The organism is Chryseobacterium sp. BIGb0232, from assembly GCF_024810195.1.
GTDB classification, from domain to species: domain Bacteria; phylum Bacteroidota; class Bacteroidia; order Flavobacteriales; family Weeksellaceae; genus Chryseobacterium; species Chryseobacterium pennae.
Map to the genome: position 1 here is coordinate 1 of NZ_JANUEH010000009.1, position 16,245 is coordinate 16,245.

Below are 16,245 nucleotides of genomic sequence, written 5' to 3' on the forward strand. Positions count from 1 at the left end.
CTTTTCCAGGGATTAAAAAAATAGCACAAACAATGCAGCGTTTTTATTACCTGAAAAAAGGTGCAGAATTATAAAACCCCTACAAGATGAGCTCCAAAGGATGGGAATGATAGAAGCAATCACTTATGGATAATAGGTGATGCTATTAATTGATGCCAACTATTATCTATTATTTATTCATCATTTATAAATCGGTTCCCTACCCTAGCCCCGATAGAAACGGTTACCCCACAGTATAGAGTGGAGCGCAGGAGGACCTGAGCATGGTGGGCGATGGCGCGAGGAGTAAGAGTGGATAGCGGGAAATAGCTCCTGAAAAAATGGAACACGTGGAGATTTGAAGATGAGAGAAAAAGCTTAAGGTATGAGGCTTTCAGTATTTTCGTGGAGAGGATAAGTAGAAAAATTTTGATGAAATAATTATATAGCATATATATGATATAACACACATTGGTGTTTATTTATATGCAAGAGACTGTTCGAAATCCGGGCGTTCAAATGATGACTCTGAGGCATCTTGATAACTCAAACCTAACTGCAAATTTGAAAGAATTCATTTTTTTGCTGAAGTCATTACACATTTTCTATTTTGTTATTTCTTAAAAAAGGGGTTCTGAGTGAATATAAGTCATAAATACAGTGACTTTTTACCTTGTCATTAATTAATTGATCCTTATCTGTTAAGACAATAAAACTAGTATTTATTTTTTCTCAAATGATAGTACTATTTTTGTTAAATTTGCCGTTTTACATAGAAACGTAAGAATATTTTATTTTTTTATATATTTTTTAAAAAACTGCATACTTTTTGTTTGTGCTAATTGCCTGAAGAAACGAATGATGTTAAACAACAACTCTAAAAAACACTATTTTTTATTATTTTTCCTTACTTTCACTAGCTTGGTATGTGCTCAAAACAAGGCCAGCGGTAAAATTGTTGATGCCAAAAACAACAAAGAAGTAAGCAAAGTTGATATTTTTATTAATGATGACAAGAACCCATCTCTGACAACGACCTCGGGAAATTTCAGTATACAATCTGACAGTATTATCCAGAGACTGAGATTTTCAAGAAAGAATTATACTCCAGAAATTTTTGACGTTACCCCAGAAAATGCTGAAAATATTTTTGTTCAGCTTTCCCAAGCTAAGGTAAGTAATATTCAGGAAGTGGTTATTCAGGCTGGAAAACCTAAATATAAAAGCAAAAAAGAAAACCCTGCTTATGCTATTATGCAAAAAGTATGGGCTCAAAAAAGAAATAATGGTCTGGAGAAATTTGATACTTATTCTTACAAAGAATATGAAAAAACCCAATTTGACCTTAATAATATAGACAGCACCTTTATGAAGAAGAAAATCTTCAATAAGCTGGACTTCATTTTTAATTATGCTGATTCTACTGCAAGTGGAAGGCTTGGACTTCCTATCTTTCTGAATGAGGCTGTTTATGAAAATTATGGTCGGAACAAACCCGATAAAGACACAAAAAGAACTTTAGTAGCTCAAAAGACTTCAGGTTTTCAGGATAACCAGGTTATTACTGTTTCGGCGAAAAACCTGTACAGGGATATTAATATTTATGATAATACTTTAAATTATTTTGATATTGGATTTCAAAGTCCGGCAGGAACAGATGGATTCGGAACTTATGACTATAACCTTGTAGACACTATTGCGATCCATGGAGAGAAGGCTTTTCAAATAAGATATCAGCCTAAACGTAAAGACGTATTGGCATTCCAGGGAAATCTTTATATAGATACGGATACATATGCTGTTTTGGGAGCTACTTTAAGATCAACACAAAAAATCAATGTTAATTTCGTCAACAGTGTTTATACTCAACTGGAGTATGACAATCCGGATGAAACGACATTCCTTCCTAAAAAACTAATCACAGAAGTTGAGATGAGTCCTTTTTCAAAGAAGAAAGGATCTAAGAGTATTATCGCTAAAAAATCTGTTGACTATTCTAATTATGAATTCAACATCCCACTCGATCCTAAAGTTTTCAAAAGAAAAGAGGAGGAATACGAGGATAAATTTACAGATAAAGATGATGCTTACTGGACTAAGGCAAGACCTGATACCTTATCAAAGTCCGAACAAGGGGTTTATAAAATGTTGGATCAGCTGCAGCAGACTCCTAAGTTCAACCGAATGGTAAAACTGTTTGAAACTCTTGGTTCCCGTTATTATAATGCGTTTAAAGGAGTAGATTTTGGTCCTATTTTCTCTGTATATGGAAGAAATGAAGTGGAAGGAGACAGAATAAGAATTGGAGCAAGATCATATTTTGGATTGAATGATCCCTGGAGGGTTCAGTTCTATACGGCTTATGGATTTAAAGATCAGCAAGTAAAATATGGAGCTGAAGCACGATATATGTTTAACAGGCTTAACCGATTTATGATTGGAGCCGGAACCAGCAGAGATATTGTTCAGCTTGGAGGCCAGCTTACATCCGGTGACGGAGTGGCATCACGTTCTTTATCTTCAAGCACATTTTTTGCCAGAGGAGAGAATATTTCTTTGAGTTCCGTAAATCAAACGAGTGTCTTTGCAGCTATTGAGCCTTGGAAAAATGTACAGATCAGAGTGGATGGAGTAATGCAAAGTATTAAATCTGCTATTCCTGAGAAGTTCAACCTTATGTATTATCAAGGGGATGGGCAATTAAGAAAAACAGTCAATGATTCTCATGTTACAATCAGCTTAATTGCAAAACCTGGAGCGAAATTTTCTCAAACCGGGATCGATCGATATCAGGCAAAAAATCTTGCACCTACTATTGTTTTAAGATATACCAGAGGTATTGAAGGGTTATTCAATGCCGATTTCAACTATGATAAGCTTCAGTTTATGTTCTATAAGCCGTTTTTGATTGGAACATTAGGAAAAACGGTTGTCAGTTTTGAAGCAGGAAAGAATTTTAATACGGTTCCTTTGGCTTTACAGAATATTATTCCTGCTAACCTTTCTTATGGTTTAGCCCCGAATACATTCTCACAATTGAATTATTATGAATTTGTAGCAGATGCTTATACTACCCTTCATTTGGAGCATCATTTTAATGGTAAAATATTGTCTTACATTCCATTAATCAAAAAGTTAAAGTTCAGGGAGGTAGCATTCATCAGAGCAGCTTATGGATCTTTGAGCGATGCGTCTAAGGCAATAAATGTAGAAGGATTTAAATATTCTGCTCCCAATGAACATATTTATTATGAATATGGATTTGGAATCGAAAACATTGGGATTGGTAATCTTAGATTATTCAGAGTAGATTTTAACTGGAGAGGAAATTATCTTGACAGACCTGATATTTCAAAATTTGGAATCAAGGCTGGTCTCCAGGTAGGATTCTAAAGAGAAAAAACGATTATATAATATACAATGGGGCAGCTTCTTCGAAGCCGCCCCATTGTATTATCAAGGTTTATTACGAGCAATTACAAAACTCTTCTATAGCATTCAGGCAATACTGCTGCTGCCATGGGCTCAGTCTGCACCATTCGGCACAAGTCGTTATCATGTAACCAGGACATGTATAATCATTCCCGCCTCCAATTGATTTCAATTGATTTTTAGTAAATTTTCTAAGGTTTGTCATCTAATAATTACAAAGAATTAGCATGTACAAACTTCTTCTACATCAAGCAAACAGCGCATTTTCTGCTGCGGAGTCAACCCACACCATAAGTCGCATGATGTAATTGGCTTTGCCGGGCATAGTACGCCCCCACCGTTAATTGTTTTCAGACTCTTCTTTGTTAATTTTTTTAAATTTTTCATAGTTATTTAGTTTTAATTTGTAGCCTGCTCTGTATACTTTTCGGTATCTGCAGCGGACTTGTTATCTGATCTTTAGCAAATATATAAATATTTCACACCTGCTGGAATGTTTATTAAAAATTTAACAGTTGGGATACAAACAAAAAAATCCTCAGCAAATGCTGAGGATTTAATTTTTATAAAACGCTTAAAAATTATGCGTTTGGTTCTACAGATACAAAAGATCTGTTGTTTGCTTTCTTTCTGAAAACTACTTTACCATCTACTAATGCAAACAAAGTGTGGTCTTTACCGATACCAACATTATCACCTGGGTGGTGTTGAGTACCTCTTTGTCTAACAATAATATTTCCGGCAATAGCTGCTTGTCCTCCGAAAATCTTCACACCTAATCTCTTAGAGTGAGACTCTCTACCGTTCTTGGAACTACCGACTCCTTTCTTGTGTGCCATTTTATTACTGGATTATTTGTTAAGTGCTTTAAATTGATCAATATTCTTAATGATAGCAGCATCTACTTCTTCATGAGTAAGAATATTCTTTTCTAATTCAACTTTAACTGCTTTACCTAAAGTAATTAAAGTTTCTCTGTTCTCTTTAGACTGAGACAAGTTGTTTTTCTTTAAGTGATAGTTCAATTCGTGATCTTCACCAAAGTTAACAGTTGCATGGTCAGAAAGAACTTCAGACTTTACAGTTTCTTTTTTAGCTGCTTTTTTAGCTCCGCCTTCAAATCCTGTAATACCTGTGATTACGATTTGAGTTAAAGATTGTCTGTGACCGTTTTTCACTTGGTAACCTTTTCTTCTTTTCTTTTTGAAAATGATTACTTTATCAGCTTTTACATGGTCAAGGATCTCTGCTTCCACAGTGATTCCGCTTACAGCTGGGGCGCCTACAGTGATTGCTCCGTTTACAGTAAGAAGAACTTTATCGAAAGAAACTTTTCCTCCTTTATCTCCTTTTAAACGGTTCACAAACAACTTTTGGTCTTGCTCAACTTTATATTGAAGCCCTGCTATTTCTACAATTGCAAACATTGTTTATAAATTTTTAGTTATTTCGAGGTGCAAATATACAAATAAAATTCTAAACAGCTTACAATCAAAGCAATGTTTTTTATTAAAAAAATCTATTCACTATGTTTTGAATAATTTTTAACGATAATGTGCTCATATATAAAAGATAATTTCTTACCTTCGTTTTACCAACTAAATAATTATATGAAAAGAAACTTTAACCTCTGCTTAATAGCAGGCGCTATTGCTGCAACATTCCTTACAGCATGTAGTGATGACAAAATGGAAGATACTGTTCTTCCTCAACAGGAAAGCTCCAGTGCAAAAATTGAACAACCCGGAGCCGTTGAAAAAAACTGTGCATATGTAGACAATAACTGGAGCTCCAATTCTGTTTTATTGACCGGACTTCAGAACTCCACAGACACTAATTTCATGAATGCTCAGATGACTAAAATTGCAAGTTTATGGGGAAGAAGCAATCCTACTCTACGATTTGTGAATGATGCATCTAATTTCAATTCAACCTACAATGCAATTTCTTATTCTACAGGAAAGATCTATTATGGTTATGCTATCTATTATGATGCAAAAGCAAAAGGCGGGGATATTGTGAATGCAATGATTCTTGCTCATGAGTACGGACATCAGTTACAGTATATCTTTGGACTTCCTTCAGTAAACGAAAACACAGCAAGACCTAATGAGCTTGAAGCTGATGGTTTTGCAGGATATTACTTAAGAAGACCTAACGGTTACAATAAGACAAGTTTCCCAGAAATTGCTGCCGCTTACGAGTTTGCACAAAGCATTGGAGATTACCAAACCAATAGCCCGGGACACCATGGAACTCCTGCACAAAGAAGATCAGCTGTTCGTTTAGGTTTCCTTTTAGGGCAATATGACCTTAACGCATCCAACTTTGATTATAATTTCTTCTATTACTACCAGGGAGTTCTTAACGGAACTTATAAAATGGCTAAGAATAAGATAAATCCAGAAATTGATGCTTACATGAGCCAATATATAGATGAACTAAGAAAAATTCAGTCCGGAGAAATTTCTGCGGAAGAATTTAAACATCTTCAATAAAAGAAACATTCATTTTTAGCATATTTAAGAAAGGAGGCAGGCAATTTAAGTTCTGCCTCTTTTATTTGACTTGAAAAATAACAAAAGTTTTATTTACTTTTGACCCATATCTATCCTAATGAACAGAGATCTCTATATTGACTTCGCCAAAGGACTGGCTACCCTATCCATTATCTTTATCCACACAGCTTTCTGGTCGGGACAGTTCTATATTCCGGCAGAAGTAAGAGTGTTTTCCCTTGTTTTTGATGTCGCCTTATTTTATGCATTGAGCGGAATTACTTCAGGAGCCAATATTGAGAAAACATTTTACAGGTTACTCAAATTACAGATCACCTATATGATTTTTGTAACATTTCTGTTCCTCTTAGATTACTTCTTTAAGGTCTTTGGACTGACATTCTTTTCCCTGGAATGGCTACAGAATTTTTATTCAACCTTCGGTTCCAAATACTCTACCACCAGTATTTCTGCAATTCCGCAATGGCAAAACCTAGGAAACTGGTATCTGCATCAATATACTAATGCTGACACTTTTCCAGTTGTTATGGGGAGCTTTTGGTACCTCAAAGTCTATTATATTCTTACTGTTTTGGGGGTACTAATCTTAAGATTTTTTCCAAAACATATCAATTGGTTTATTGGACTCTGTATTGGACTGACCTTATTATTCAATATTTTCCCAGAATATTATCCGACAGGACAAGTGGGCTACGTTGCCTTTTATATGGCAGTTTTTTTAATTGGGAACAGAATGCGCGGAAAAAAAATCCCCAACAAGTTTATTCCTGTATTATATGCATTTGTTGCTTTGGCTCTAACATGGATGTTCTGGTATCATGGAAATGAAATTTTCTACAAAATCAATAAAAATAAATTTCCACCACAGATTCCTTATATCATTTGGGCTCAATTTTCTCTGGTTACCTTATTTGTTCTTTATAACAGATTAAAGATTACTAAGGAAAACTTTATCACTTACATTGGTAAAAATGCTATTTTCTTCTATTTTGCACAGGGAATAAGTTCGTCTTTAGTATATTTTTTCGTCGTTCCACTGAAAGAAAACATGTCATGGTGGCTTTTGATGATTATTATTTATGTTATTAATATCCTTCTGGCATTCGTTATTTCTGCAGGACTGAAAAAAATAGATACTTTGGGATGGAATATCCTTGAATTTTTCAGAAAGAAAACAGCTATTAAAGACTGATCTTCTTACTGAAATTGCCTGAAAGATCAATTCTAAGCCCCAAAGTGAAAACACTCTTTTCTCTTTCTCCATTTGACGTTTTTCCCATAGAAAATCTTTGTTCACTATAAATTTGAGCAAATTTAAAAGGGAAATAGGAAAAACCTACAATAATATCATTCTTTTTAAATCCTGGATCAAGGCTATATTGTACTGAAGTGTCTTCTATAGATTTTAGCTGCGGAACATACAGATTATACCCTGCCAAAACAGAAAACTTCTGGAATTTATATTTCCCGAAGGCTTCTAATCCTTTGGCATTAAAAACGGTTGTAAAAGGGAATGCCCCTACGGTAGGATCGAGATAAGACCCCTGAGAAAAATCTCCGTTTTTCTGCAGCACACCAACAATACTAAAATCTATAGTCTGTCCAATGTATTTAGTTCCTAAAGAAAAATAAGTAGGTTGGCCTGTAAGACCAATAATTCTTCCGGCAGTCACAAGGTTATCACTAAGCAAGACCCTATTATAAGCTGCCCCGGCAAAAAAACCTTCTTTTATCTCATATTGAAGAGAAGCTCCGAATCCATCAATAAATTTACCGTTGTTCCCGCCTCTGGCCTGAATCTGTCCACCCAAATAAAAGGGCCCAAAATGATTCCGGTAAATAACAGCCTGGTCTGCCCGGCCGGTTCCTGTTTCTCCACCGTCTGTTCCACCAATAAACGTTGCCGATGCTCTTGATCCAAAAACATTGAACTTATCAGTATAAGCAGTAATATCCCGATAAACACTCCATTGTTTTCCGATGGTAAGGGTTCCGAATTTACCTAAATCCAATCCCAGATACCCAAGACGATTTCCAAAAACCTGTTGTTTCTGTGCAGACTCTACGCTAAGAAAACCACCTGACAAATTGCCGTCTACATTAAAAGAGGTACCTCCTTTAAACATATTCAACTGAATTTCACCCCCTGCAATGATTCCAAAATCATGTTTTTTAATATTCACTTCCAATCCAATTCTGGAAGCATTTTCCTGAAGTTCCAGCTTATTATCGTATACCGCCAGATGTCCGCGAAGGCTTGCATAAGGTTTTAGCAAAATTTCCACTGAATCTTTTTCCTGTGCCTGCATCTTCCCTCCCCCTATGAAAAGCAATAAATATCCTATTGACCAACAGAACTGTCTACTTATATCCATTCAAATGATTATCTGATTATTAGTTTCGTTATTAGACAGTAATTTAAGAAAAAATACAATACTCTAACGGCTCTGCTTTTTATAAATACTATATAAAACAAGCTCCTCATTAAACAAAACCCAACAGAATAGAAATTCTACCCCATCAAAAGCACCGAATATGCCTAATTTGTTTTAAATTTACAAAAATTTAAAACATGTTTAAGTTGAAACTCCCTACCGATCCAAGGTGGGCAAACATTGCAGAAGGAAACATCGAAGAAATTTTAACAGATCATGCGTGGTGCGAACAAAAAGCCGCTACCAATGCCATTGGCCTGATCACAATGCTTCCTGAATATCCGGAAATCGTTACAGAGCTTCTTGCCATTGCTCAGGAAGAACTTGATCATTTCAATCAGGTTCATGAAATCATCAAAAAGAGAGGCTACAAATTCGGAAGAGCAAGAAAGGATGACTATGTGAATGAACTGGCAAAGTTTATTATCCAGGGAAGCAGAGAAGATCTTATTGTGGACAAAATGCTTTTTGCAGCAATGATTGAGGCCAGAAGCTGTGAGAGATTCAAAGTTCTTACAGAAAACATCAAGGATGAAGAACTTAAAGTCTTCTACAGGGAGCTTATGATCTCTGAGGCTAACCATTATACAACTTTCATTGCATTTGCAAGACAACTTGGTGATCCTGAAAGGGTAAATGAGCGATGGGAAGCATGGCTGGAATATGAAGCCAATATTATTAAATCCTACGGAAATAAAGAAACCATACATGGTTAACCTATAAACAGTAAAGAATAAACGTTGAAGAAACCTAGCTTTGAAAGTATTGCCAATCTATTCCTGAAAAACTTTTTTCAGGGGCTGGTTATTATTGGCCCAATCGGACTCACAATTTTCGTGATCTGGTATATTGTAAGCGCTATAGACAACCTTGTTCCTTCGCTGGCAAAGCAGGTTCCGGGGCTTGTTTTCGTTTCAATCATATTACTTACTGCTATTTTAGGCTTTCTGGGAAATAAATTTGTGGTAGGAAGGTTCTTTTTCGACACCATGGACAGTTTACTGGAAAAAACACCGGGAGTAAAACATATTTACACTCCTACCAAGGACGTCATGTCCTCTTTTGTGGGCGACAAGAAAAAATTCAACGATCCTGTATGGGTAAAAACGAACGAAAATCCGGAAATCTGGAGAATCGGTTTTTTAACCCAGAAAGAAATGTCGGACGTTGACAAGCATAATTACGTTGCGGTATATTTACCCCATTCATACGCAATTTCAGGCTGGGTAATTGTTACTGAAGAAAAAAATATCAAACCTGTAGTGGGGATGACTGCTGCTTCGGCTATGAAGTTTGCAGTAAGCGGCGGTGTTGCCGGATTCCATTCTGATGAAAATATATTTAAAGCACCAGAATAGCCTCTATTCCGCTTTAGATATACATTGATGAATTTGAAAATTATTTTCAAACCGATTTTTCTTTTACACACAATTTAAAAACATACCAACCCATGAATTTACCGTACGCGGAACCTTTCCGCATTAAAATGGTGGAAGAAATCTACCAATCCACAAGAGCTGAAAGGGAACAATGGCTTAAAGAAGCTAATTACAATCTTTTCAACTTGAAATCTTCACACGTTTATATTGACCTTTTAACAGATTCCGGAACCGGAGCAATGTCTGACAGACAATGGGCAGCATTGATGACCGGCGACGAAAGCTATGCAGGATCCCGTTCATTTGAGCAGCTTCAGAATACTGTTGAAAGAATTACCGGATTCAAATACCTATTGCCAACTCACCAGGGAAGAGCTGCTGAAAATGTGCTTTTTTCTGTATTGGTAAAAGAAGGTGATATAGTTCCCGGAAACTCTCATTTTGATACCACAAAAGGACATATTGAGTTCAGAAAAGCACACGCAATTGACTGTACAATTGATGAAGCTTTTGACATTAATGATCTTCACCCCTTCAAAGGGAATATCAACCTTGAAAAACTGGAGGCAGTTTATAAAAGTCATCCAAAGGAAAGTATTCCGTTCTGCCTAATCACTATTACTTGTAATTCTTCAGGAGGGCAACCTGTTTCTTTAGAAAACATGAAAGCGGTAAAAGCCCTTTCCGACCAATACGGAATTCCTGTATTCTTTGATTCCGCAAGATTTGCAGAAAATGCTTACTTCATTAAAAAAAGAGAACAGGGACAGGAAAACAGAAGCATCAAAGAGATCTGCAAAGAAATTTTCTCTTATGGTGACGGAATGACCATGAGTTCTAAAAAGGACGGATTGGTAAACATCGGTGGATTTATCGCTTTAAATAGCGAGGAAATCTTCAGAAAAGCATCCAACTTCACCATCATTTATGAAGGGTTTATTACTTATGGGGGAATGGCAGGGAGAGACATGGCAGCTTTGGCTGTAGGACTTGATGAAGCTACAGAATTTGCTTATCTGGAAAGCAGAATATCCCAGGTTGAATATCTTGGAAACAAACTTATTGAATACGGAATTCCGGTTCAGAAGCCAATTGGAGGACACGCCGTCTTCATTGACTCTTTGAATTTCCTTCCCAATGTTTCCCGTGAGGAATATCCGGCTCAGACATTAGGCCTTGAGATTTATAAGGAAGCCGGAATCAGAACGGTAGAGATTGGAACTTTACTGGCAGACAGAGATCCTGAAACCAGACAAAACCGCTATCCTAAATTGGAATTGGTACGTCTGGCGATTCCTAGAAGGACTTATACTAATAATCATATGGATTATATTGCTGCTGCAATAAAGAATGTATATGAAAGACGTGAAGAAATTGCAAAAGGGTATAAAATTACCTGGGAGCCGGAAATATTAAGACATTTTACTGTTCAGCTTGAAAAAGCATAAAAACTAAAACCGGAAATAAATTCCGGTTTTTTTATGGTCATTTCTTACTCTACTATTTTACTCAATATTTCTTATGCTTTTCATCTATTTTTTTGAAATTTAAGAATCAATTTAATTTATTTTTTAAAAATAATGAATGTTTTTAATTTACTTTTGTACTGAAAAAGTAATCTAAACACCAACCTGAAAAAATCCATTATTCCGAACATGAACAAAATTGCTGTCGTGGGCGCCGGTATTTCCGGCTTAAGCATGGCGAATTATCTCGAAAAGCACAACTTTGATTACCATATTTACGAAAGAAGAAAAAAAGAAGATCTTGCCGGCCATGGCTTTCTTATTCCACAGGAGGGCATAGAATATCTTACTCAGATCATTGACCGCTCGCTTCTTTTTGCACATGGTAGCTTTCTGAAAAAATACATACAATATTCCCATACAGGCAAAAAACTAGCAGAAAAGGACCTCAGTAATGTGTTTGCCATTTCAAGACACGCACTCATTCAGCTTCTGTCTGAAAAAATTTGTCCTGAAAAAATAACATACAATACTACTGTAATTCCCTGTGAAACAGAAAAAGGAAAACTTAAGAATGCTGACGGAACTGATATAGAAGCTGATATCACCATTGTTTCGGATGGCTCAAAAAGCCGGATCAGAAGAAGTCTTTTTAAGGATGAAAAGATGAGACAGGTAAGGGAAAATGAAGTGGTTAATATTATTACAGACAAAGAAATTGCTGCTTCTATCGAGAATGATTTCATGAAGTTTCATCACGATCAGGGCGGCCTTACTTTTGGAATCCTTAAGCTTTCCCATGATACAATTCTTTGGTATTCCCAATTCGATAATGAAAAGTATAAGATCAACGAATGTACTGCTGACCATTTAAAAAATTATATGCTTGACGTTTTTGCAGACTGGTGTCCTTTAGTTTCATCAATTATCAAAAAATCAAGCTACAAGAATGTACACTTATGGTGTGTTTATGAATTGGAAAACCTCAACCCTTTTTACAAAGATAACACAGTATTCATAGGCGACGCAGCACATCCGCTCATTCCATTTACGAGCCAGGGAGTAACCTCAGCACTGAAGGATTCTTACACACTGACTAAATACTTAGTTGAAGAGACTGATATTACAGCAGCTTTTTATAAATATGAGTCGGAAAGAAAGCCTGAAATAGAAACTCACATTCATAATGGCAGAATACTATTGAATCAGTTTCTACTTCCAACAGACCAACAAACAGACAATATTTTACCCATATCATACAAATAAAAAATGTTTACCAATAACGATATCAACTTCGAAGCCCTAAAAAGAAAAGCCTACAACGGAAGATGGGCAACCCTGGAAGACGGAATTATTCCTCTGACAGCTGCTGATCCTGACTTCAGAACTGCCCCGGAAATAGAGCAGGGAATTATTGAATATATCAGAGACGGTTATCTTAGCTATGGCCCATTTTCCGGACTTCCGGAGTTTAAGAAAAGTGTTGCTGATCATTTTAATCAGGAAAAACATGGAACTTTTTCTCCAGAAAACATTCTTGCTGTAAACAGTGCTGCGCAGGGAATGTTCCTGATCGCCAAATATGTTTTAAACTCTGGTGATGAAGCTATTATTCTGGATCCTGTAGATTTTTTATTTAAAAAGTCAGTAGAAACAGCCGGTGGAACAGTAAAACTATGCCCGGTTGATACCAAAACCGGAGAAATTGATTTTGAAAAAATGGTTTCTTTAATCAATCCCAACACTAAACTGATCAGTATCTGTAATCCACATAACCCGCTGGGAAAAGTATACTCTAAAGAAACACTGAAAAAGGTTTCTGAGATTGCTTCTGCTCATGATTTGTGGGTAATGAGTGATGAGATCTGGAGTGATATTATTTATGACAACAGAGATTTCCATACCTATTCATCAGTTTCTGAAGAGGCTAAAAGAAAAAGCTTTACGGTGTATGGATTTTCAAAATCATTTGGGATTGCTGGATTGAGAATTGGTGCTGTTTTATGTAATGATCAGGAAATTCTTGAAGATTTTACGGAGCAATCCAATTTCAATTCTACCATAGAAGGAGTATCTACTTTATCACAAATTGCGGGAAGTGTAGCATTGGAAAAAGCCAAACCGTGGTATAAAGAATTTTTAAATCATTTACAGCAAAATAGAGATCTTGCATTCCAGCTCTTAAGCGGTTCAGGACTTGTGACCCCCAGCCTGCCTGAAGCCACTTTTGTATTATTTCCGAAGATTGAAAACGGAATGTCCAGCGATCAGTTTGCACAACATGTTCTACAACAGGGAAGAGTAGCGATTGTTCCGGGCTCAGAAAGATGGTTTGGAAAAGGAGCTGAAGGACATATCAGAATCTGCTTTTCCACTTCACAGGAAATTTTAGAAGAAGGGATTAAGCGAATCATTACCAGCTTTTAATGTTTAAAATTTTCATTAAATTAAACATTTTAACTATTATTTTACTTTATTTTAACATACACAGCATTAAATTAAGACATTCATAACAAATAATAAATTTAAGTATTGATTTAAGAATAAATATTGATAATTTTGAGCTAGCCATCACTCAAAATTATCAATATGAAGATAAAATACATAAGCATTATTTTTCTTACTGCTTCTTCTCTATCCTATGCACAACAGGTAAGGGACACTCTTACAAAGGAATCAAAAATAGACGAAGTAGCCATTACCGGAAGCCGGAACAAAAAAAGAACTGTTGTCAACACTCCTGTTCCTATTGATATTATAGACATCAAACAGGTAAGCCAGTCTACAGGACAGGTAGAAATAAACCAGCTTTTACAGTTCTCAGCACCTTCCTTTAACTCCAACAAACAATCAGGATCAGATGGTGCTGACGCCGTAGATCCGGCAACATTAAGAGGGCTTGGCCCGGATCAGACTCTTCTTCTCCTTAATGGAAAAAGATACCATCAGTCTTCGTTGATCAATCTTTTCGGAACGAAAGGAAGAGGAAATACAGGGTATGATATGAATACAATCCCCATTGGAGCAATTAAAAGAGTAGAAGTTCTGCGTGATGGAGCTTCAGCTCAATATGGTTCGGATGCAATTGCCGGGGTCATCAATGTTATTTTGAATGACCGGGATAAAGGTTTTGAAGGAAATGCTTTCTATGGAATGAATCTTTTTAAAAGTCCGGGAAATAACGATGTGACTTCCGATCATAAAGTAGATGGAATTACTTTTGATTTCAGCGGAAATCTGGGAACTAAAATTGGAAACAAGGGTGGCTTCGGTAATTTTACCGCTGAATTTATCAACAAAGATTATGCAATAAGAAATGCAAATCCAGAAATGTATACTGCACCTAGACAACGTTTCGGAGATGCAAAGGCTCAGAATTTTTATTTTTTCGGAAATATTGAACTCCCGTTAACTGATGGACTGAAATTCTATTCCCGCCAAGGCTTTTCACACAGAAATACAAAAGCCTACGCATGGACGAGAACTCCTAAAGCTAACGGCAATATCCCTGAAATCTACCCAATGGGTTTTGATCCTATTGAAGATACCAGTATTAGTGATTTCACCTTTGATAATGGGTTAAAATTCAAAGTAGCTAACTGGGATGTAGATTTTTATAATGCTTTTGGAAATAACAGATTTACTTATGATATCACCAATACTGTTAACGCAACTTTAGGCCCTAAGTCTCCTACTCAATTTTATGCAGGAGGGCATTCATTATTACAAAATACAACAGGATTCAATGCTGTAAGGCAATTTAAAGTACTGGAAGGGCTGAATATTGCTTTCGGATCAGAATTCAGATATGAAAAATTTAATATAATTAAAGGAGAAGAAGCTTCTTATACGATGTATGACATTAATGGAAACGTTGTAACACCTAATACACCTGCCAATTTATTGGTGACCAACCCTCTTGTTCCACCTGGTGAAAATAACATAAGATCGGGAGGATCACAGGGTTTTCCAGGGTATTCTACAGACATCGGTAAAAACAGAAATAATTTTGCCGCTTATGTAGATACGGAACTGGATATTACCAAAAACTGGATGATCAGTGTTGCTGGAAGATTTGAGAGCTACAATGATTTTGGAAGTACCATGAATGGCAAATTTGCTACCCGATACGCCATTACTCCTCAATTCGCATTCCGCGGGTCTGTCTCTACCGGATTCAGGGCTCCATCTCTTGCTCAGAAGTATTACAGTCAGCAGTTCACAAATTTCCAGAATGGCAAATTGGTTACCATTCAATTGGCTTCGAATGATAGCGATCTTGCTAAAAGATTGGGCATTGAACAGCTGAAACAGGAAACATCGGTAAACGGAAGTGCCGGCTTTACTTTTAATACAGGTAAATTCACAGCAACGATTGATGGATACTATATTAGTGTAAAAAACAGAATTGTTCTGACAGGAAATTTTTCAAAGGATGATTTACCCAAGGAAGTACAGGCTGATTACCCTTACATTGACCAGGCCCAGTTCTTTTCCAATGCAATTGATACCCGAACTAAGGGAATTGATGTTATCCTAAGCTATAGCGAAAGTCTTGGATCAGGAAAATTAACGGCTACATTGGCCGGAAACTATAATGACATGGAAATTACCAATGTTAATACCTCACCACAGCTACAAGGAAAAGAAGACGTTTATCTAAGTGCTAGAGAAAGAGCCTTTATTCTGGCTTCCGCTCCTAAAACAAAGATAAACCTTAACCTCAACTATAAGATCAGTAAGTTCAATGCAAATCTTCAACTGGTAAGGTTTGATAAGGTTACATTAATCGGATATGACGATGGAGAACAGATTTACAACCCTAAAGTAACAACAGACATCTCTTTTGGATATGAGTTTTCAAATAACCTCAACCTTACTCTGGGCAGCAAAAATATATTCAACAGATACCCAACGCTACAGACAGCACAGGTAACAGAAGGAAACACAGAAGCCGGAGGGATTTTTGACCCCGTACAGATGGGATTTGCAGGAAGACAGGTTTTTGCCAGACTTAACTTTAAGTTTTAAAAAT

13 protein-coding genes are annotated in these 16,245 nt (G+C 36.3%); 9 read left to right on the forward strand and 4 right to left on the reverse strand.

Going from position 1 to position 16,245, the window contains the following annotated elements:
• Positions 1–837: 837 nt before the first annotated feature.
• The gene (locus tag M2372_RS18000) at positions 838–3,372 is read left to right on the forward strand and encodes a DUF5686 family protein (protein WP_228455744.1); all 2,535 of its coding nucleotides are present in this window, start codon (positions 838–840) and stop codon (positions 3,370–3,372) included.
• A gap of 261 nt (positions 3,373–3,633) precedes the next feature.
• On the opposite strand, the gene M2372_RS25675 is transcribed toward M2372_RS18000, so the two are convergent.
• From M2372_RS25675 to rplU, 3 genes are all read right to left on the reverse strand, one after another.
• Positions 3,634–3,798: a bacteriocin-like protein gene (locus M2372_RS25675; protein ID WP_409013146.1), complete on the reverse strand. Its 165-nt coding sequence runs from the start codon at positions 3,796–3,798 to the stop codon at positions 3,634–3,636.
• 194 nt (positions 3,799–3,992) lie between these two features.
• Positions 3,993–4,250 carry a 50S ribosomal protein L27 gene (gene rpmA, locus M2372_RS18005; protein ID WP_027372929.1) on the reverse strand — a complete coding sequence of 86 codons (258 nt, stop codon included), beginning with the start codon at positions 4,248–4,250 and terminating at the stop codon, positions 3,993–3,995.
• A 12-nt stretch (positions 4,251–4,262) separates the two neighbouring features.
• Positions 4,263–4,838, reverse strand: a complete 576-nt coding sequence (rplU, locus tag M2372_RS18010) for a 50S ribosomal protein L21 (RefSeq protein WP_115972012.1) — start codon at positions 4,836–4,838, stop codon at positions 4,263–4,265.
• Between the two features lie 183 nt (positions 4,839–5,021).
• On the opposite strand from rplU, the gene M2372_RS18015 reads away from it, so the two are divergent.
• A complete protein-coding gene (locus M2372_RS18015; protein ID WP_123320137.1) occupies positions 5,022–5,909 on the forward strand; it encodes a metalloprotease in 888 nt (295 codons plus the stop codon).
• 118 nt (positions 5,910–6,027) lie between these two features.
• Entirely contained in the window at positions 6,028–7,122 is a 1,095-nt protein-coding gene (locus M2372_RS18020; RefSeq protein ID WP_123320138.1) for an acyltransferase family protein, read from the forward strand.
• Here the strand turns inward: M2372_RS18020 and M2372_RS18025 are convergent.
• Positions 7,112–8,305: a porin gene (locus M2372_RS18025; RefSeq protein WP_228455745.1), complete on the reverse strand. Its 1,194-nt coding sequence runs from the start codon at positions 8,303–8,305 to the stop codon at positions 7,112–7,114. The genes M2372_RS18020 and M2372_RS18025 overlap by 11 nt on opposite strands.
• Positions 8,306–8,502: 197 nt before the next feature.
• Between M2372_RS18025 and M2372_RS18030 the strand changes: the two genes are divergently transcribed.
• From M2372_RS18030 to M2372_RS18055, 6 genes are all read left to right on the forward strand, one after another.
• Complete coding sequence (locus M2372_RS18030; RefSeq protein ID WP_123320140.1) at positions 8,503–9,081, forward strand: tRNA-(ms[2]io[6]A)-hydroxylase; 579 nt, start codon at positions 8,503–8,505, stop codon at positions 9,079–9,081.
• Between the two features lie 24 nt (positions 9,082–9,105).
• Positions 9,106–9,723 carry a DUF502 domain-containing protein gene (locus tag M2372_RS18035; protein WP_115972017.1) on the forward strand — a complete coding sequence of 206 codons (618 nt, stop codon included), beginning with the start codon at positions 9,106–9,108 and terminating at the stop codon, positions 9,721–9,723.
• Between the two features lie 92 nt (positions 9,724–9,815).
• The gene (locus tag M2372_RS18040; RefSeq protein ID WP_123320141.1) at positions 9,816–11,192 is read left to right on the forward strand and encodes a tryptophanase; all 1,377 of its coding nucleotides are present in this window, start codon (positions 9,816–9,818) and stop codon (positions 11,190–11,192) included.
• Between the two features lie 207 nt (positions 11,193–11,399).
• Complete coding sequence (locus M2372_RS18045; protein WP_123320142.1) at positions 11,400–12,476, forward strand: FAD-dependent monooxygenase; 1,077 nt, start codon at positions 11,400–11,402, stop codon at positions 12,474–12,476.
• 3 nt (positions 12,477–12,479) lie between these two features.
• A complete protein-coding gene (locus M2372_RS18050) occupies positions 12,480–13,637 on the forward strand; it encodes a pyridoxal phosphate-dependent aminotransferase (RefSeq protein ID WP_123320143.1) in 1,158 nt (385 codons plus the stop codon).
• Between the two features lie 162 nt (positions 13,638–13,799).
• Positions 13,800–16,241: a TonB-dependent siderophore receptor gene (locus M2372_RS18055; RefSeq protein WP_123320144.1), complete on the forward strand. Its 2,442-nt coding sequence runs from the start codon at positions 13,800–13,802 to the stop codon at positions 16,239–16,241.
• The last annotated feature ends 4 nt before the right edge of the window (positions 16,242–16,245 follow it).